The following is a 17,072-nucleotide window of genomic DNA, read 5'->3' on the forward strand; positions in this document are numbered from 1 at the left end:
ATAACACTCGAAATATATGGACCGCGAAGAATTGCTGAATCAACATGGCGAAGAGCCAAACAAAGCAAAAAAAGAAAGCCCCCTAATAAGCCTGGAACGTGACCTGAAGCTTTACAACGAAAGCATCCGCGAGGTTGCTGTTGAAATTATGCTCGAGGGCGTATCCCTTACCCCGATATTTGTTGCACATCAGCACGAACTGAAACTGGGCGAAGTAATCCTCGATCGCAACGAACTCAACACCGAGTGGAGTATCCATGCTTCCACCATCGAAGAGTTCATAGAAAAAGGTGTCATCAAAAAAGAGTTAAAAGAGCGCTTTTTAAATAGCTATAAAAACCCGCACGATTTTATGTGCCTTTTTGTGGTAGTACCAGAGGGGGCCAACTTTGTGTATTACCCGTATGTGAAAGGGTAGATGATTTTTACTAAATTGCCTTACATTGCAGGCGTAACTAGCTTCTTTTCAATTAATAATGTGTGGTAACTGTTTTACATCAGAGATATATGAATTCCATACCTATTTTGATTTTGAAGAGTTTGATAAAATCCTCGGCCAAAAAATCGAACAAAATTACCTCGTAAGCATTTGGGACAGTACAAATCAATACAGCTACAATGATTTGGTTAAATCGAATGTTCCGTATGCCGATAATATTTATAAATGCAATGCTTGTAACGAAACATGGGCTTTATCTACTCCTGAAAACGCTCGTCGTGGCTATTTTTTACCGGTAGATGAGGCATCTGATCTGGAAACAGAATTGGCAAAGAGAGATAAGAAAACTTCTCGTGGTTGTATTGCAATAATAATAGTCATTGTGATTATCTTAATTGCCGCTATTGTTAATTAGTCGGTTTCTTGAAGTTTCGTTTTGAAAATTTAGGATATATTTGGAACGTATTAACGATTGCCATGCCCGATAGAAAGATCCTTATATTAAACAGTAAGCAAATACAGCAGAAGATAGACCGTATAGCTTACCAGATACTGGAAGACAATTTCGACGAAACAGAGATACTGATAGCCGGCATCCTGCCACGCGGTAACCATGTGGCCGAAAGGTTGAAGGCTGTGCTTGATAACATCGCTCCCTTTAGTACCCGACTGATCACTATCGAACTGGAAAAAGAAAGTACCAGTTTAAGCGCCCGCGTAAACTTCGAGGTAGAAGAATGCAGCAATAAAGTTATCGTACTGGTTGATGATGTACTTAACAGCGGCAAAACTTTGGCTTATGGCTTTGGTGTATTCCTGGATGTTCCCCTTAAAAAACTGCGTACCGTAGTGCTGGTAGACCGTAACCACAAAAGCTTCCCCGTTGCTACCGATTATGCCGGCGTAGCCCTTTCCACCGTGATCAAAGAGCATGTGAACGTTGTGCTTGATGTTGAGGGTGAAGAGGATGCGGTTTATTTGGTGTAGAATAGTTAAATTTGTGTATGTCAGCAGCTGAAGTACAAGAAACCAAAACAAGTTTGATAGCCTGGATAGAGCAGCTATCAGATTTGGAAATGCTTTCTATGTTAGAGGGCGTTAAAGACTTAACTACTCATAAAGATTGGTGGAACGATTTGAGTAGCGCTCAAAGGGACAGGCTTACAAAAAGCCTCGATAACGCAAAAAAGGGCAAAACGGTTTCTTCTGAGGAGTTTTGGAAGCGTTTAAAAAATGTCTGACGAACTATTCGAGGTACGTTACTCCGACGAAGCCATTGAAGACTCAATAAACATCAGTGATTTTATTTTGCTGAATTTCACGGAAAGGGAAGTCCGAAATTTTCATATACTCATTGAACGTTTTGAGAAAGTTGTTGCATCTTTTCCCTTAATGTTTCCCAAAAGTGAGTTAAATAGCGAGATTCATCGAGCTGTACTCAGTAAGCCACTCTCTGTGTTTTATGCAGTGGCCGATAATGTTGTTCTCGTGATCGGTATGGTTGATAATAGAGTCGACTATACTAAATGGCCTTAAGCCCCACAATCTCCACCAATTTCTCTACACTCATATCAATACCATCAACATAGTGCGTTGCCTTTAAATAAAAGCCTTCGCGCTCGGCCAGTTTGTGTTCAATGAATGCAACCAGTTCGTCGCCTTTTTTGCCTTGGAGTACCGGGCGTGGGGTTTTGGCGTTCTCTAAACGCGAGGCGAGGCCTTTTGGCGATAGCTGTATGTAAAGCGTTTCGCCATGGGCGTTCATCCAATCCATATTGTCGAAAAAGCAAGGCAGCCCGCCACCCGTAGATACGATGACATTTTCAGGGTATTCCGTTTCTTTCAACACTTGCGATTCCAGTTTACGGAAGGCATCTTCGCCATGCGATGCAAAATATTCGGCAATCGTCATGCCTACCTGTGCTTCCAGTGCGTGGTCAAGGTCTATAAAATCATACCCTAAACCTGCTGCCAGTTTTTTGCCCCAACTGGTTTTGCCGCAGCCCATAAATCCTACTATATATAAACGGCTCATGTTTTTGTCTTTTTTCGATAGTAAATTATTGTCCACCCTAATATGCCAATCTCTGAAAATACCGCAGGCCAAAAGATTTTACCAGCCATCTGCTCAAATTTGAATAACCAAAATCGAGACCAAAGCACAGTGTATATCAATGAGCTAAACTGCGAAAGCAATAAGAGGATACTTGTTTGCCCTAAATCGAACTTAGCATATTTTAAGCAATATACACCCTGCACAAGTCGGGATAAGAAATAGGCTGGGAAGCCTAATCGAATCAATAACCATGTGAGTTCTACGAATTCCCGGTTGCTCAATTTATTTATTGCTTGCTAAAATATTCCTTTACCAGGTCCTCGTACTTGGGTAAACTATGGTAGTGCCATTTGTTTATTACAGTACCGTTCTTTAATAAAATTACGCCCGGGTTGGCGCGCACCATGCTCTTCAGCGGAACGCCATCGGCATAAAACAATTCAGCTACCAAATTATTCTTTTTGGCAAATGCCTCTGCGCTTTGCGGCGGGTTCGATGTAAGTAAGATAACCTGTGTATTGTAATTCTGTATCAGGTTTGCTGCCAAAGCGTTTATCCTGCCAATGGCCTCTACGTTCGTTTCTTCCAGGTTGTAGGCAACAATTGCTAAACTATAGAACGGGCGCGAGAGCAATTCTTTATTATAGTTGTTCCCTTGCGAATCCTGTATGTTCAGGTCTCGAATTTTGGGCTCGTAGCCTTTTTTTATTAAAACGCTTTCGGGTGTGCCGGTTATCTCCCAATTAGTATCTTTCCAGATGGCGGTTTTAATGTATTCCTTATCGCTCATCACCTTGGTATCGCCTGTTTTTTTGTTTTTGAGGTGATAGGTAGTTTCGTACACATCTGCCGGTGCGTTGGGCGGTGTTTGCATCTCGCCCCAAATGTTCGCGCCGATCTTATAAGGCAGAAAATCGACTATGGGCGAAAAGTTGTATGTATACAAACCAAAGCCAAGCGAAGCAACCGATGCCGCGATCAGTAACCTGTCGCCAGTTTTTGCACCAACTAATGGCTTAATGCTTTTGCGGTTTACGAACAATACCAGCACTAAAACCAGTAACACCATATCCTTACCGAACGATTGCCATGGCGTAAGCGGAATAGCATCACCAAAGCAACCGCAAGTTTGTACTACTTTAAAAAATGCCGAGTAAAAGGTAAGAAAACCGAAAAAGATGATAAGCAGCAACAGCCCCCAAACAACTTTTATAGCCCGGGCACCTACAAGCAGAGCAAAACCCAGCAGCATTTCTAATGCGCAAAGTATAACCGCCGAACTTAGTGCCAACCCATTCAGGAAGGTAAGATGGAAAACCTCGAAGTATTCTTCCAGCTTGTAAGAAAAGCCGAGCGGGTCATTAGCTTTTATCAGCCCCGAGAAAATGAACAGCAGCCCTACGGCAATGCGGCAAAACCAAACTAAGCCATTCTTCATGCTACGCCTAATTTGATGAGTGCGAAAACGGCGTAGTTCAGCATATCCTGGTAGTTAGCTTTTACACCTTCCGATGCTACGGTGCGGCCGTCGTTATCCTCTATTTGCTTTACACGGAATATCTTCATCAGTATCAGGTCGGTTAAGCTGCTGATGCGCATATCGCGCCAAGCCTCGCCATAATCGTGGTTTTTGGCGAACATCAGGTCGCGGGTTTCGGTAACCTTGCTGTCGAACTGCATTTCTACCAGCGAAGGGTCCAGCTCCAGCGGTGTTTCGTCGGTGCTATCCAATTGCATCATGGCAATAATACAATAGTTTACTATCCCGATGTATTCGCCCGTAATATCGTCGCCAACTTTTGATACCTGCTTTTCTTCGAGCGTGCGGATGCGCTGCGCTTTGATGAATATCTGGTCGGTGATTGATCTGGGCCGGAGTATACGCCATGCGGTGCCATAATCGCGCGTCTTTTTCATGAAAAGGCTTTTGCAATGGTTAATAACGGCGTCGTATTCTGTTGCGGTATTCTTCAAGGTTGGATGTTTTGGGTTGTTATAAAGGTTGTAGATGTTATAAAAGTTAATGACTTTTAACCTTTCTAACCTCTGCAACGTTTTTAACTAAATGAAGGCTAAAGATACATTTTTTCAGAAAAAAGTAACGCTGAATGCCGGCGGCAAATTGCTCGATCTGTCCTCGCCCAAAGTGATGGGCATTATCAATATCACCCCCGATTCGTTTTTTGCCGATAGCCGCAAAACCGATAACGCATCTGTAATAGCGCAGGCAGAGAAAATGCTGACCGAAGGTGCAGCCTTCCTCGACTTGGGTGCCTATTCATCCCGCCCCGGCGCAACAGATATATCACCGGCAGAAGAAACCGATAGGCTTTTACCCGCTGTAGAAGCCATCGTTAAAAACTTTCCCGAAGCTATTATCTCGATAGATACCTTTCGCGCAAGCGTTGCCGAAGCTGCTATAAAAGCAGGGGCACATATTATTAACGATATTTCGGGAGGGCAATTGGATGATGATATGTTTGCCACCGTTGCCCGCCTGCAGGTGCCTTATATTTTAATGCATATGAAAGGCACGCCCCAAACCATGGTGCAGCAGGCACAATACAATGATGTTTTTGCCGAAGTGTTCGACTATTTTGTAAAGAAGATATATGCCCTGAAGCAGTTAGGCGTACACGATATCATCCTCGATCTCGGCTTTGGTTTCGCTAAAACAGCCGAACAGGGCTACGAGTTAATGAGCCGAATGCAGGAGTTTGATGTGTTGCAATTACCCGTACTCACAGGTATATCGCGTAAGCGGATGATATACGGCCTAACCGGTGGCACTGCTCAGGATGCTTTGAACGGAACAACCGCGTTGAATACTATCGCCCTTACAAAAGGCACAGATATTCTGCGCGTGCATGATGTGAAGGAAGCGGTAGAGGCCGTAAAAATTTGGCAGGCTTGTAACCCGCTTACCACTTAGAATTTACCTTGCGGTATTCGTATGACGGACCGTCGGCTATGGATGTGCCTATAGTTATCGAGTTTGGCGTTTGTGCCCACGCCTCGGTACTTTCGGGGTTAGTAAATTTAATAGTGCCGAATTTGAGCGTATCACGAGTTTCATTTATGTGGATGCTGAACCTGCCACTCGCGGTAACTTTATTATCTATGTATCTCACATAAGTACTGTCGCGCTTAAACTCATAAAAGTCGCCGCTATTGGTGACACGTTGCGCGGGTGCCCAGCCGCCATATCGGAAAGCCAGTTCCCATTTGGCGAATAACCCGGAATTGTTGTTAGGGGTTTCGTCTTTTTTGCAGGATGCTAATGCGATAATTAAGGTAGCCAGTAATAAAGCCTTCTTCATAATACTTTAGGTTTTTATAAGCTTTACGGGCATCATTAGCCGAATGCGACAACAGTTGGGATTAATTTTTTATAGGCGCAGCAACACTGTTAAGCATCTTCAGTATCGAATCTACATACTCGCGGTTATTGGCCAGGCGGGGGACCTTGTGCTGGCCACCAATTTTGCCTTTCAGTTTCATCCAATTGAAGAACGTGCCTTCGGCAACTCTATGTACCAAAGGGCGGCGCAGGGCCATATCCTTAAAGCGCTTGGCGTCGTAATCGGAGTTCACGCGGCGCAGGGTGGCATCCAGCAGATCAATAAAGCGTTGAAATTCGGCGGGAGCCTTTTCAAACTCTATCAGCCATTCGTGCGCGCCGCATTGGTCGCCGCTGAAGTAAACAGGGGCGGCTGTATAATCGCGAATGATAGCACCTGTTTGTGCGCAGGCCTCGGCAAGGGCACGTTCGGCATTATCTATAATTACTTCCTCGCCAAAGGCATTAATGAAATGTTTGGTTCGGCCGGTTATCGCTATGCGGTAGGGGGATAGCGAGGTGAATTTAATGGTGTCGCCTATCATGTAGCGCCAAAGCCCCGCATTGGTGCTGATGATGAGGGCATAGTTTTTATCAAGTTCCACCTCATCAAGTGTGAGCGTTTTCGGGTTCTCGTGATGCAGTTGCTCCAGCGGTAAAAATTCGTAGAAGATACCATAGTCCAGCATCAGCAACATATCGCCGGGTTCTTCCAAATCCTGTATGCCGAAGAAACCTTCGGATGCATTGTAGGTTTCCAGGTAATACATCTCCTCGTTAGGTATCAGTTTTTTGAACTGCTCGCGGTAGGGGGTAAAGTTTACGGCTCCGTGGAAGTACAGCTCCAGGTTGGGCCAAACTTCCAGCAGGTTCTTTTTGCCTGTTATTTCCAGTATGCGTTTAAATAGCAGAATATTCCAGGTGGGTACGCCGCTGATGCTGGTTACATTAACATCCTTGGTGGCGTAGGCCATCTTCTCAATTTTTTCCTCGAAGTTTTCCAGCAGGGCAATATCCAAATGCGGGGTGCGGTAAAACTCGGCCCAAAGGGGGAGGTTCTTCATAATAACGGCCGAGAGGTCGCCAAAAGAAGTATCGGCATTTAGCTGCCCTATTTGGTGGCTGCCGCCAAGGGTTAAACTTTTGCCGGTAAATATGCGTGCGTTGGGGCGATTGTTAAAGTAGATGGTGAGCATATCCTTGCCGCCCTTAAAGTGGCATTCTTCCAGCGATTCTTCGCTCACGGGGATAAACTTACTGCGGTCGCTGGTGGTGCCCGATGATTTGGCGAACCAGCGTATCTCTGATGGCCAAAGCACATTCTGCTCGCCCTTCAGCATCCGCTCTATATAAGGTTTTAGCGTATCGTAGTTTTGGATGGGCACCCGCTCCTTAAAATCGCTAAGGCTCTCGATGCTTTTGTAATGATGTTTTTTGCCCCATTCGGTGTTCTCGGCACCGGCTACCAATTGCTCAAACCACTCCTCCTGTACTTCATTAGGGTATTTCATAAAAAGCTCGATCTGGTGGATCCGCTTTTTCATGAACCAGGTAAATACAGAATTAATAAGCGCCATAAGGGGGAGTTGATGGTTTATAGTTCAGGGTTCATAGCCGGAAATTTATGGTAAAATGCGCCGCCCTTTTGGCAGCTACCATAAACTATCAACCATGAACCATCAACTCAAAGATATAACTTACTGCGCAAAGGTTTTTCTTTTCAGAACAAAATTTGCGCCGAGGTATACTTTACGCACCATCTCGTTGGCGGCCAATACTTCGGGCACGCCCGATTCCAGCAGTTTACCTTCGAATAGCAGGTAGGCGCGGTCGGTTATCGAGAGCGTTTCCTGCACGTTGTGGTCGGTTATCAGGATGCCTATATTGCGGTGGCGTAGTTTGGCCACCATGGATTGTATTTCCTCTACCGCAATAGGGTCTACACCGGCAAAGGGTTCGTCCAGTAAAATAAAGTTGGGTTCGGCGGCCAGCGCGCGGGCAATTTCGGTACGGCGGCGCTCGCCACCGCTCAGCAAGTCGCCACGGTTTTTGCGCACTTTGTGCAGGCTAAACTCATCTATCAATTCTTCCAGTTTATCGCGCTGTTTTTCTTTGCTCATTTTGCCCATCTCCAGCACGGCCTTAATATTATCCTCTACCGATAGTTTACGGAAAACCGAAGCCTCCTGCGCCAGGTAGCCAATACCCTTTTGCGCGCGGCGGTACATCGGGTCTCCGGTTATATCTTCGTCATCCAAAAATATCCGGCCTTCGTTGGGTTTTATTAGCCCCACGATCATGTAAAAGGATGTGGTTTTACCGGCACCATTAGGACCAAGCAAACCAACAATCTCGCCTTGCGCTACATTAAAGGTGACATCGCTAACAACGCTGCGTTGTTTATATTTTTTTACTAAGTTTTCTGCCCGAAGGATCATATTTTGTTTGAACCATGATTCGCCTGATTCATGGATTTTCTTGATTGCCTGTAATTGCTTTCCTTAACGTCGGATATCGATTTATAGTCTGCAAAGGTTCTAATCTCTAACCTCCCGCCTCTAATCACTAAAACGAATACCTTTTATATTCAACTGTATGGTCCGTTGCTCGCGCCAAACATTTTCTTCAATCGCGTAGCAAATATCAAAAGGTACATTAGGCACCAGTTTGGGCAGGTATTCTCCTAAGCCAAAGCCAATGCAGCTAAATGCCGCTGAACCGGGTTGAATCACATTCATTTTAACGTGATTGCCGCCAACCAGCCCCGCATAGCCGCTAACATACACATTTTTACTCAGGAACACCGGTGCCATATTCTCAGGGCCGAACGGCGCGAACTGGTTCAGTATCCTGAAAAATTTTGGTTCGATATCCGTTAATTGTATCTCTGCATCTATCAATATCTGCTGCACCAGTTGTTCATCGGTAATGGTGCTGCCTACCACTTCTTCAAAGCGGTCGGCAAAGGCTTGTATCTGTTCGGGCTGCATGGTAAGGCCTGCCGCGTATTTATGCCCGCCAAATTGCAGCAGTAAGTCACTGCATCCGCAAAGGGCTTCGTACAAGTCGTACCCCAAAACAGAACGTGCCGATCCGGCCACATGCCCGTTGCTTCGGGTGAGCACCACAGTAGGACGGTAATATTTTTCGGTAAGGCGCGATGCCACAATACCTATTACCCCTTTATGCCAATGCTCGTTGAAAACCACGGTAGTTTTTTTACCGATCAGAATGGCATCATTATCTATCAGGCTCAGGGCTTCGTCGGTTATTTGCTGATCGTGACCTTTGCGTTCCTGGTTGCGTTCGTTTATCAGCAGGCCTTGTTCTTTGGCATCCCCTTCGTGGCATGATATCAGCAGGCGTACAGCATCTTTGGCATCGTCTATCCTGCCGGCAGCATTAATACGCGGGCCTAAGGAAAATACCACGTCGCTTATGGTGTAGGGAGCTTTGCGCCCCGAAATCTCCATTAACGTTTTTACGCCGATGCAGGGGTTCTCGTTTATTTTTTGCAGCCCGAGGTTTGCCAGCACGCGGTTTTCGCCGGTGATGTGCACAATATCGCAGGCAATACTGATGGCCGCCAGGTCGAAATAAGCGCTTACTTCTTCAAATGGGATATCATGTGTTTCGGCGTAGGCCTGTGCCAGTTTCAGCCCAATGCCACAGCCCGAAAGTTCTTTGTAAGGATATTGGCAATCGGCACGCTTTGGGTCGAGTATGGCTACTGCTGCCGGCAGTTCGGCTCCGGGCAAGTGGTGGTCGCAAATGATAAAATCTACTCCCAGCGTATTGGCATAAGCAATTTTATCTACCGACTTAATACCGCAATCCAGCGCAATAATTAAGGTGAAGCCATTGGCGGCGGCGTAGTCGATACCGGCTGTTGAGATACCATAACCCTCTTTATACCTGTCGGGAATGTAATATTCGATGTTGGCGTGGCGTTTTTTGAAGAAACTGTAAGTAAGTGCTACGGCGGTGGTGCCATCCACATCATAATCGCCGTAGATCATCACCTTCTCGTTGGCGGCAATGGCAGCATCAATACGGGTAATGGCCTTCTCCATATCCTGCATCAGGAACGGATCGTGCAAGTGCAGGGCATTTGGGCGAAAGAAGTACTTGGCCTCGTCGAAATTGCTGATGCCGCGATGTGCCAGCATATTGGCCAGCACCGTGCTGATGTTAAGCTCTTCGGCAAGTTGTTTTACCACATTAGCATCTGCCGCTTCTTTTAACACCCACCTTTTCGCCATAAATATGTATTGGATTTTTTAGGGTGTAAAGATAAGAAAAAGTGAGGGATGAGAATAAGGTGTGGGAAAAGCACATGTAATTCGGTTTAGTAAATTTACAGGCTTTTCGGTACCATTTGCAACAATAATGCGTTTGAGAGGCATGCACCTGGATCTTAAAATAACATGGCTTTCTCTGTTTGCTGCCTTATTTATCAATCAGCCCTTGCTTGCTCAAACAAGGTATTTTTTTTCCGAAGATCACTCATGCACGATGGGGGATCTGGCACCAAATTTCGACGGAGCCCCTGTTATAGACACATTAATTAAATGGAAAGCAGACACCGTAATATTGAAACATCAATTAACACATGGGCAGTTTCGCCATTTAATGTTATTCAGCGTTGCCGGAAAATGGCAGGTAAGGCAGCAGGACGGAAGTGCAGAGCTTTGGGACGCGGGGGCAGAAACAGAGCGTGGTGTACGCAAATTTCTACAGGATAGCATAAGCAGGAAGCATATAGATGTACTAGATTTAAAACGCCGGTACGGCGCAACCTTTACAAACTATTTGCTTATTGTGAACAACAAGGTGATCCAAAGCCTGATAACCAATACCGAGTTGAGCGAAATACCCGATGAAGATATGAAGCGCAAAGCCGGGTTGTTTGCCGTTTTCAAAATAGTTTATAAAAATACTGTTGAACAAGAATAGTTAAATTGCCTTAACTTACTCACCAGATGCTTTATTACACCCAACTCATTTTCATCAAACCCGGATGCGAGGAAGAGTTCCACGCATTTGAGGATAAAGTATTGCCGCTTCTCAAAGAGCATAATGGCGTATTAATGTACCGCATTCGCCCCGAGGCAGCCTCCTTTGTGGAAAGTAGTGAGCCATTGCCATACGAGGTCCACCTGGTAAGCTTTGGCAGCAAAGATGATTTTAATGGATACGCAGCAGACCCAGGGCGATTGGCGTTTATAGAAATGAAGGATAGATCAGTGGACAAGATAGTACTGATAGAGGGCATGGCGCTATAAGAATGACAACAAATAAAAAAGAGTTAAAAGGAATTATAAATTTGATTTCGGAAATCACACTTTATGGAATATCCTCCTGCCAAAACTTTTTTTTATGTCCTAAGTAGCATTGGTTTGCTGTTTTCTTTAATCTTATTTTGTATGGGAATAGTAGGGGTAGACGCGCACTTCGATAATTCAATACATTTAGCAGTGCATTCCCCTCTTCTCAGTTTTCAAGCAGCTTTAATGGAAATTCCAGCTGCGATCATACTGTTTCTTCAGAGTATATATATTATGCAGGAGGAGGCTAAGAAAAATTACAAGTCCCCAGAAGAACTTAGAGAGATTCGGGAACAATTAGAAATCAAAGAGTTTAAAAAACAGCAGAAGCTTAAAATGAAAAAGTGAGGTGAAGGGCTGAAAACAAATGTAACCGCGGTTTCAATTTAAGATTTCTATCGAAACCGCGGCAATAAATCAGTGGAAGTTACACGCTATGTTTAGTCGAACTTAGCCTCTTCTTTTGCTTCCGGCGTATCATCTTTACGCTCTACGGTTATGGTACATTCGGTAAGCAAAGCTGCCGCTGCGCCAAGTGCTGCAAATACCGGTGCTACCAGCAGGCCAACCAGTCCATAATTTACCGGGAAGCTCATGATCTCTTTATTGTGGCTATCGGTAATGGTAATTTTAGTTACGTTGCCCTCGTTTATCAATTCCTTAACTTTCTTTACAATGCTTTCGCCATTTATAGAGAATGATTCTTTCGTTGCCATGTTATTGTAGTGTTTGGGTTTTTAAATTTATTGTTTGGTATTTGGACAACGGGAGGCGGGAAATGTTACAGGTTGGTGAGTGGTTGATTCGGTGAGTAGAGAATAGTTGCTGAAGTGAATTGGAATAGACAAAAAACATTCACTTACTTAACCATTTACCATTCACTAACGCATAGTGGGAGTGTGCAAAGCAACTATTCACCACTTAACTACTCACCACAAACTATTTCAATGTCTCATACTTATTCCCATTCGATGGGTCGGCGAGCAGGAGAGTATTGCGGGCGTTTGCTTTTTCCTGCCCTACGGCTTTGCTGAAGATGGAGACGAATTCATCATCCTTTGCTGTGTAAAATGCTAACGGTAGATATGAGCCAATACGCTTGCGGTCTACCTGGGTTAACTGCGGCAATATGGCGCTGATAGCCTGGCGGCCTTTTACGGCGTTATCGGCCATCAAGTCCAATCCGTTGCGGTGGTAATCGTATATAAAGCTGCGGAGGTTGTTGTACAGTTTGTTGTTCAGGTTTTCTGAAAGCCAGTAGCGGTTAAGGTTACTGTCAAAGGCTTTCCAACCCTTAAAAGATGCGGTTTGTGCGTTTTGCACTACGGTTTGCGCATTGGCAAAATACTGGCTGCCGCCATAGCGCGAGAACGAATCGTAATCCATCCCCACAATAATATATGCGTAAAATGCCATTACCGAGCTAAGGTTGCTCTGAAAGTTTTGATCGCTGTAATCAATGGTTTGCCCCTCGGTGTAGCTAAAATCTACATCCTTATCATTAATATTAAGCAGGGTAGTGGTATAGCTGGAGTTATACACCGGGCGCGACGATTGCACCTGCAGTTCGCAGTTAAAGTTGCTGCCGCCATCCCAGGCGGTAATATTCAGTACAAAGTTGCAGTTAATGCGCTCGTTGGGAGCTATCGGGTCGGCTGCCCATTTGCGGCCATTCAAAAAGTCCTTCATCGCCGTTTCCAGCGTGGTGAATATGCGTTTGTTGCTTACCTGTATTTTGGGTGCCAAAATTTTAACCCGTGCATTTAAGTCCTGCGCTTTGGCAAGCGTGCAGGCGGCTAATAAAGCTATGGTAAGCAGGGAGCGTTTCATAAATTAAGCAATTGGATAAATTTAGCACAAATATCCTTTGCCACCTCATTTTTATTTTTTAGCGCGAAGGAAGTTTTATTCAACGCGCGGTCTATCATGGTTATTTTATTGGTATCGCCTTTAAAACCTGCCCCGACATCGGCCAGCGAATTGAGGACGATCATATCCAAATTTTTGCTCTGTAGTTTGGCAATGGCATACTCTTCTTCGTTATTGGTTTCCAGTGCAAAGCCAACCAATACCTGTCCCGGGCGTTTTTGGCCGCCCAGAGTTTTCAGTACGTCCGTAGTTTTCTTCAACTCAATGGTAAGCCCGCCGTCCTGCTTCTTTATCTTTTGGGTAGCAACTTCGGCAGGGGTGTAATCGGCAATGGCGGCGCTCATAATGCAGCCATCCATATGCTCAAAATTGGCCAGGCATTCGCGCAGCATATCCGCAGCGCTGATAACATCAATACGCGTTATGCTTTTCTGTTTGCTTTGTTGCACCGTTGGGCCGGCTATTAAAGTAACGTCGGCACCTAAAGCAGCCAGTTCATCGGCAATAGCAAAACCCATTTTGCCCGATGAATGATTACCTATGAACCTTACCGGGTCAATAGCCTCGTAAGTTGGGCCGGCGGTAACCAATACCTTTTTGTTTACCAGCGGTAGTTTCTTTTTAATGTCAGCCTCAATAAAAGCAACTACTTCTTCGGGTTCGGCCATGCGCCCTTCGCCATGCAGTCCGCTGGCCAGTTCGCCGCTGCCGGGAGGGATAAGTATATTGCCGTAGCTCTGTATCTTGCTGATATTTTCTCGGGTCGATTCATGCTTCCACATATCCAGATCCATTGCCGGGGCAAAATACACCGGGCATTTAGCCGAAAGGTATACGGCAGTAAGCAGGTTATCAACCAGCCCGCCCGCCATTTTGGCCATAGTGTTGGCGCTTGCCGGGGCAATGATCATCATATCGCCCCATAGCCCAAGCTCCACATGGTTATTCCATTCGCCGGTTTCGGGCTTAAAGTATTCGCTGTAGGCAGGCCGTTTAGATAGGGTGGAGAGCGTAAGCGGCGTAATAAAATTGGTGGCATCGGGCGTCATCACCACCTGCACCTGCGCCCCGGCCTTCACCAGCAGGCGCACCAGCGTAGCCGTTTTATAGGCCGCAATACTGCCGCAAACACCAAGTATTATCTTTTTATTGATTAGCATAGACCGCCCCCTAACCCCCTGAAGGGGGGACAAAAATTAAAAATTCAAAGTAACAAAAAAACTCCCGTTAAGGGAGTTTTAAATATTCAAGCTTTTCCGAAAACTCCCCCTTCAAGGGGCCGGGGGGCTAAACTTCTTTGCTTGGGTTGCGGTAGTAAACCTTATCTTCCAAAAATTCCTGAACGGCTACCAGGGTAGGTTTAGGCAATTTTTCGTAGTGTTTAGATATCTCTATCTGCTCGCGGTTCTCAAAAACCTCTTCCAGGTTATCATTGGCCGAAGCAAATTCCGAAAGCTTTTGGTGAAGCTCTTCTTTAATGTTGTTAGATATTTGGTTGGCCCTTTTCGACATAATAACCAACGACTCGTAAATATTGTCGGTTTTCACATCCAGTTCGCGCAGGTCGCGGGTTACGGTGCTGCTGGCCACTGTGCCTTTATTTGTGTTATTGGTGCTCATCTCTTTATTTAAATGCTTTACTATTATTAATTAATAAGGTATCTTCTGTTTGTCCCTGTCTTTTATCGACGGTGGCTGTACGCTCTGGGTTGTATCTTTTTTTGCCAGCTTTTCTGCAAGTTTATAGTTCTGTGCAGCTTCGGCCAATACTTTTTTTGCCGTAATAGTTCCTTCTTCGCTATCTTTCTTCAGGCTGGTAACTTCTTTAGAATATTTGCTTTCAGGGTATTTCTCCGCAAATTGGTCCGCGCCCGATATCACCAAGCCAAAACGTTCTTCCTGGCGTGTTTCATTACTAACAGCCGCATATTTATATTGCGCCTTTACAGTAAGGTATTCCAGTTCTTCGGCGTATTTAGTATCCGGGTAATCGCGTAAGGTGTTGTTAAATGCAATAACAGCTGCCTGGTAATCGCCAATGGTAAGGTAAAGCTTCGAGTTTTCGTAGGCTTTGCGCTCCAGTTTATCACGCAGGTTTTGTATCAGCTTGCTCGCCTCGGTTACACGGTCGCTTTTTGGGTAAAGGTTAATAAACAACTGCAGGCTTTCAATGGCTTTGTTGGTGTTCTCCTGGTCAAGCGAGTATATCGGCGAATCGAGGTAGAAACAGTATGCAGCAATAAAGCGGCATTCCTCGGCACGCGGGCTTGTAGGGTAAGTATCTGCAAATGTTTTAAAGTGGTAACGTGCCGATGTATAATCCTTCAGCTTATAGTTGGTATAAGCGTAGTAGTAATACAAATCTTCGGCACCGGCGCGGCCACGGTAAATGGTAACCAGGTCTTCAAACAAACCAAGCGCCTTGCTATATTCCTTTTTATTATAAAACTTTACCGCTTCCGAGTATTTCTTGGCGTTATCGTTACTGGCCTTCAGCTTTTCGTACTTGCTTTTACAACTGCCAAGCGCAATCAATAATAATAACAATGCGCCCGAAATTACATGTAGTTGTTTTTTAAACATTTTGCAAAGATAGTTGAATATTATAAATCAGTCAATTATTAATTTAACAGGCGAATATATAACGCCGTTTCTGCACAGTATATATATGGCCTTTGTTTTTAACATCTTTTAACTATTCCGAAGCACGCTGTATAGTATATATGTATAGCGTTTAAATATGCCGAAAATTTAATAGAGGACTTTAGATCATCGATGTATTCGAGTGAGGGATTTGGGCGTTGCCCTTGGCCCGCGCTTTCCGCTGCAAATCCTCGCCCTTTCCTGCGCTGTTGCCCCTCGCCCGGCTGTGGGTTTTCCGCTGCAATCGCTAACGCGGATAATGGGATGATTAAAGAGGGACCGTATTTACATGAAATGAAGGGATTGAACGCCGCCATTGTTGCTTTAGCTATCTATACATTATATATACTCACCGGCGCGCTGTACCTACGCCCGATAGATTATTATATGGTGTTGCTTTTCGGATTATAATATATACAATAGCCTCCTTAAACGATATCCGGAAGTAAAACCTCAATCGCTTCGCTATAAATAACGCTCTTATTGCACTCAATAAAGCCTTAGTTTGGGCTATAACACGCTTTTTTAGCCTGAATGGGGCGGCTTGTGACATTATCTCAGCGCAGCCTTGTTCATTAGTTATGTCTGTCAACGCCCAATTGATCGGCCAAATCCACATTCATTCGGTGCGATTTTGAAATTTTTAATCCTCATCTACAGCGTGTTAAAAATACACTATGTAAATTCGGTTCAAAACATTTGCAGAAGCCGAAAAGCTGCGTACCTTTGCAGCCCGCAAATGAGATAGCGGGACGTTATTTGAAACAGCAAAGCAACTTAAAATTTAAAAAATAAAGTTTGCAAATTCAACAAAGGTTAATACCTTTGCAGCCCGCAAGACCGAAAGGAAAGCGGGTAGTACATTGAAGGGAAAGCAAACGAAAAAATTTAAAAAATAAAGTTTGCGAGTGAAGATAAAAATTCGCTACCTTTGCAGCCCGCAAAAGCCGAGAGGTTGAGTGGGAAAAGAAGGAAAAAGAAGCCAAAAATTATTTGAAAATAAATTTTGGAAAATAGAAAAAAGCTTCTACCTTTGCAGTCCCAAAACGAGGGAGCGGAAACGCGGAAAAACGTTAAGAAGCCGAGAGCAATTCGAGGTTAAAAAAGATTGAAAGTTTAAAGTGTTGAAAGGCACAAAAACATAAAACAGGCGCCTGCGACGGGTTAGCCGATAAAGTTCTTAAAGAGACAGGAAGACAATAAAAATGCAGCGTAACAACCGCGAGGTGGTTATAGCTAAAAAGAAAGAAGCTTGAAGATTAGAGGGGCTTTGTAAGAGAATATTTTTTTTACAAGTTTCTATTGATTGAGTTTAATAGGGCTTGGATTTGAACAACACATTATACAATGGAGAGTTTGATCCTGGCTCAGGATGAACGCTAGCGGCAGGCCTAATAC

21 protein-coding genes are annotated in these 17,072 nt (G+C 44.7%); 9 read left to right on the forward strand and 12 right to left on the reverse strand.

The window, feature by feature from the left end:
- The first annotated feature begins 16 nt into the window (after nt 1-16).
- The 5 genes from BC343_RS20125 to BC343_RS20145 all read left to right on the forward strand — a co-directional run bounded on the left by BC343_RS20125 (nt 17) and on the right by BC343_RS20145 (nt 1,975).
- On the forward strand, nt 17-418 hold the full coding sequence (locus BC343_RS20125) for a hypothetical protein (RefSeq protein ID WP_078349586.1): 402 nt from the start codon (nt 17-19) through the stop codon (nt 416-418).
- Nucleotides 419-476: 58 nt separating this feature from the next.
- Entirely contained in the window at nt 477-854 is a 378-nt protein-coding gene (locus tag BC343_RS20130) for a hypothetical protein (protein WP_078349587.1), read from the forward strand.
- Between the two features lie 62 nt (nt 855-916).
- A complete protein-coding gene (locus BC343_RS20135) occupies nt 917-1,426 on the forward strand; it encodes a phosphoribosyltransferase family protein (protein ID WP_078349588.1) in 510 nt (169 codons plus the stop codon).
- Between the two features lie 17 nt (nt 1,427-1,443).
- A complete protein-coding gene (locus BC343_RS20140) occupies nt 1,444-1,680 on the forward strand; it encodes a hypothetical protein (protein ID WP_078349589.1) in 237 nt (78 codons plus the stop codon).
- Entirely contained in the window at nt 1,673-1,975 is a 303-nt protein-coding gene (locus BC343_RS20145; protein WP_078349590.1) for a type II toxin-antitoxin system RelE/ParE family toxin, read from the forward strand. The genes BC343_RS20140 and BC343_RS20145 overlap by 8 nt, the downstream gene beginning before the upstream one ends.
- Here BC343_RS20145 and BC343_RS20150 read toward each other — a convergent pair.
- The 3 genes from BC343_RS20150 to BC343_RS20165 form a co-directional block, all read right to left on the reverse strand.
- A complete protein-coding gene (locus BC343_RS20150; protein ID WP_078349591.1) occupies nt 1,962-2,474 on the reverse strand; it encodes a shikimate kinase in 513 nt (170 codons plus the stop codon). The genes BC343_RS20145 and BC343_RS20150 overlap by 14 nt on opposite strands.
- 307 nt (nt 2,475-2,781) lie before the next feature.
- A complete protein-coding gene (locus BC343_RS20160; protein WP_078349593.1) occupies nt 2,782-3,933 on the reverse strand; it encodes a BT_3928 family protein in 1,152 nt (383 codons plus the stop codon).
- On the reverse strand, nt 3,930-4,412 hold the full coding sequence (locus tag BC343_RS20165; protein WP_078349644.1) for a DUF1599 domain-containing protein: 483 nt from the start codon (nt 4,410-4,412) through the stop codon (nt 3,930-3,932). The genes BC343_RS20160 and BC343_RS20165 overlap by 4 nt, the downstream gene beginning before the upstream one ends.
- A 148-nt stretch (nt 4,413-4,560) precedes the next feature.
- Here BC343_RS20165 and folP point away from each other — a divergent pair, with 148 nt between their 5' ends.
- Nucleotides 4,561-5,427, forward strand: coding sequence for a dihydropteroate synthase (gene folP / locus BC343_RS20170; protein WP_078349594.1), 867 nt, complete (start codon nt 4,561-4,563; stop codon nt 5,425-5,427).
- Here the strand turns inward: folP and BC343_RS20175 are convergent.
- The 4 genes from BC343_RS20175 to recJ form a co-directional block, all read right to left on the reverse strand.
- On the reverse strand, nt 5,417-5,815 hold the full coding sequence (locus tag BC343_RS20175) for a hypothetical protein (protein ID WP_078349595.1): 399 nt from the start codon (nt 5,813-5,815) through the stop codon (nt 5,417-5,419). The genes folP and BC343_RS20175 overlap by 11 nt on opposite strands.
- A gap of 61 nt (nt 5,816-5,876) precedes the next feature.
- Nucleotides 5,877-7,412, reverse strand: coding sequence for a GH3 auxin-responsive promoter family protein (locus BC343_RS20180; protein ID WP_078349596.1), 1,536 nt, complete (start codon nt 7,410-7,412; stop codon nt 5,877-5,879).
- A 120-nt stretch (nt 7,413-7,532) separates the two neighbouring features.
- Nucleotides 7,533-8,273, reverse strand: coding sequence for an LPS export ABC transporter ATP-binding protein (lptB, locus tag BC343_RS20185; protein ID WP_078349597.1), 741 nt, complete (start codon nt 8,271-8,273; stop codon nt 7,533-7,535).
- A 120-nt stretch (nt 8,274-8,393) separates the two neighbouring features.
- Complete coding sequence (gene recJ / locus BC343_RS20190; RefSeq protein WP_078349598.1) at nt 8,394-10,097, reverse strand: single-stranded-DNA-specific exonuclease RecJ; 1,704 nt, start codon at nt 10,095-10,097, stop codon at nt 8,394-8,396.
- 370 nt (nt 10,098-10,467) lie between these two features.
- Between recJ and BC343_RS20195 the strand changes: the two genes are divergently transcribed.
- The 3 genes from BC343_RS20195 (at nt 10,468) to BC343_RS20205 (ending at nt 11,510) form a co-directional block, all read left to right on the forward strand.
- Entirely contained in the window at nt 10,468-10,791 is a 324-nt protein-coding gene (locus tag BC343_RS20195) for a hypothetical protein (protein ID WP_162276903.1), read from the forward strand.
- Between the two features lie 26 nt (nt 10,792-10,817).
- The gene (locus tag BC343_RS20200) at nt 10,818-11,120 is read left to right on the forward strand and encodes a DUF1330 domain-containing protein (protein ID WP_078349600.1); all 303 of its coding nucleotides are present in this window, start codon (nt 10,818-10,820) and stop codon (nt 11,118-11,120) included.
- A 63-nt stretch (nt 11,121-11,183) separates the two neighbouring features.
- Entirely contained in the window at nt 11,184-11,510 is a 327-nt protein-coding gene (locus BC343_RS20205) for a hypothetical protein (RefSeq protein WP_078349601.1), read from the forward strand.
- 92 nt (nt 11,511-11,602) lie between these two features.
- Here the strand turns inward: BC343_RS20205 and BC343_RS20210 are convergent, their stop codons facing one another.
- The 5 genes from BC343_RS20210 to BC343_RS20230 form a co-directional block, all read right to left on the reverse strand.
- A complete protein-coding gene (locus BC343_RS20210; protein ID WP_078349602.1) occupies nt 11,603-11,878 on the reverse strand; it encodes a DUF4342 domain-containing protein in 276 nt (91 codons plus the stop codon).
- Between the two features lie 223 nt (nt 11,879-12,101).
- Nucleotides 12,102-12,992 (reverse strand): type IX secretion system protein PorD, encoded by an 891-nt coding sequence (gene porD, locus BC343_RS20215; RefSeq protein ID WP_078349603.1) that lies wholly within the window; start codon nt 12,990-12,992, stop codon nt 12,102-12,104.
- Nucleotides 12,989-14,191 (reverse strand): bifunctional phosphopantothenoylcysteine decarboxylase/phosphopantothenate--cysteine ligase CoaBC, encoded by a 1,203-nt coding sequence (coaBC, locus tag BC343_RS20220; RefSeq protein WP_078349604.1) that lies wholly within the window; start codon nt 14,189-14,191, stop codon nt 12,989-12,991. Before coaBC ends, porD begins: the two co-directional genes overlap by 4 nt.
- Before the next feature lie 127 nt (nt 14,192-14,318).
- Nucleotides 14,319-14,651, reverse strand: a complete 333-nt coding sequence (locus tag BC343_RS20225; protein WP_078349605.1) for a DNA-directed RNA polymerase subunit omega — start codon at nt 14,649-14,651, stop codon at nt 14,319-14,321.
- 30 nt (nt 14,652-14,681) lie between these two features.
- Entirely contained in the window at nt 14,682-15,614 is a 933-nt protein-coding gene (locus tag BC343_RS20230) for an outer membrane protein assembly factor BamD (protein WP_078349606.1), read from the reverse strand.
- Between the last annotated feature and the right edge of the window lie 1,458 nt (nt 15,615-17,072).

This window comes from Mucilaginibacter pedocola (assembly GCF_002013915.1).
GTDB lineage: Bacteria > Bacteroidota > Bacteroidia > Sphingobacteriales > Sphingobacteriaceae > Mucilaginibacter > Mucilaginibacter pedocola.

Excerpts from the sequence above, each read along its gene's own strand:
- BC343_RS20195 (WP_162276903.1), top strand. The coding sequence starts at position 10,468 with ATGTTATTCAGCGTTGCCGGAAAATGGCAGGTAAGGCAGCAGGACGGA.
- BC343_RS20175 (WP_078349595.1), bottom strand. The coding sequence starts at position 5,815 with ATGAAGAAGGCTTTATTACTGGCTACCTTAATTATCGCATTAGCATCC.
- BC343_RS20135 (WP_078349588.1), top strand. The coding sequence starts at position 917 with ATGCCCGATAGAAAGATCCTTATATTAAACAGTAAGCAAATACAGCAG.
- porD (WP_078349603.1), bottom strand. The coding sequence starts at position 12,992 with ATGAAACGCTCCCTGCTTACCATAGCTTTATTAGCCGCCTGCACGCTT.
- BC343_RS20210 (WP_078349602.1), bottom strand. The coding sequence starts at position 11,878 with ATGGCAACGAAAGAATCATTCTCTATAAATGGCGAAAGCATTGTAAAG.
- BC343_RS20125 (WP_078349586.1), top strand. The coding sequence starts at position 17 with ATGGACCGCGAAGAATTGCTGAATCAACATGGCGAAGAGCCAAACAAA.
- BC343_RS20130 (WP_078349587.1), top strand. The coding sequence starts at position 477 with ATGTGTGGTAACTGTTTTACATCAGAGATATATGAATTCCATACCTAT.
- BC343_RS20225 (WP_078349605.1), bottom strand. The coding sequence starts at position 14,651 with ATGAGCACCAATAACACAAATAAAGGCACAGTGGCCAGCAGCACCGTA.
- BC343_RS20145 (WP_078349590.1), top strand. The coding sequence starts at position 1,673 with ATGTCTGACGAACTATTCGAGGTACGTTACTCCGACGAAGCCATTGAA.
- lptB (WP_078349597.1), bottom strand. The coding sequence starts at position 8,273 with ATGATCCTTCGGGCAGAAAACTTAGTAAAAAAATATAAACAACGCAGC.
- BC343_RS20230 (WP_078349606.1), bottom strand. The coding sequence starts at position 15,614 with ATGTTTAAAAAACAACTACATGTAATTTCGGGCGCATTGTTATTATTA.
- folP (WP_078349594.1), top strand. The coding sequence starts at position 4,561 with ATGAAGGCTAAAGATACATTTTTTCAGAAAAAAGTAACGCTGAATGCC.
- BC343_RS20180 (WP_078349596.1), bottom strand. The coding sequence starts at position 7,412 with ATGGCGCTTATTAATTCTGTATTTACCTGGTTCATGAAAAAGCGGATC.
- coaBC (WP_078349604.1), bottom strand. The coding sequence starts at position 14,191 with ATGCTAATCAATAAAAAGATAATACTTGGTGTTTGCGGCAGTATTGCG.
- BC343_RS20150 (WP_078349591.1), bottom strand. The coding sequence starts at position 2,474 with ATGAGCCGTTTATATATAGTAGGATTTATGGGCTGCGGCAAAACCAGT.
- BC343_RS20200 (WP_078349600.1), top strand. The coding sequence starts at position 10,818 with ATGCTTTATTACACCCAACTCATTTTCATCAAACCCGGATGCGAGGAA.
- BC343_RS20160 (WP_078349593.1), bottom strand. The coding sequence starts at position 3,933 with ATGAAGAATGGCTTAGTTTGGTTTTGCCGCATTGCCGTAGGGCTGCTG.
- BC343_RS20140 (WP_078349589.1), top strand. The coding sequence starts at position 1,444 with ATGTCAGCAGCTGAAGTACAAGAAACCAAAACAAGTTTGATAGCCTGG.
- recJ (WP_078349598.1), bottom strand. The coding sequence starts at position 10,097 with ATGGCGAAAAGGTGGGTGTTAAAAGAAGCGGCAGATGCTAATGTGGTA.
- BC343_RS20205 (WP_078349601.1), top strand. The coding sequence starts at position 11,184 with ATGGAATATCCTCCTGCCAAAACTTTTTTTTATGTCCTAAGTAGCATT.
- BC343_RS20165 (WP_078349644.1), bottom strand. The coding sequence starts at position 4,412 with ATGAAAAAGACGCGCGATTATGGCACCGCATGGCGTATACTCCGGCCC.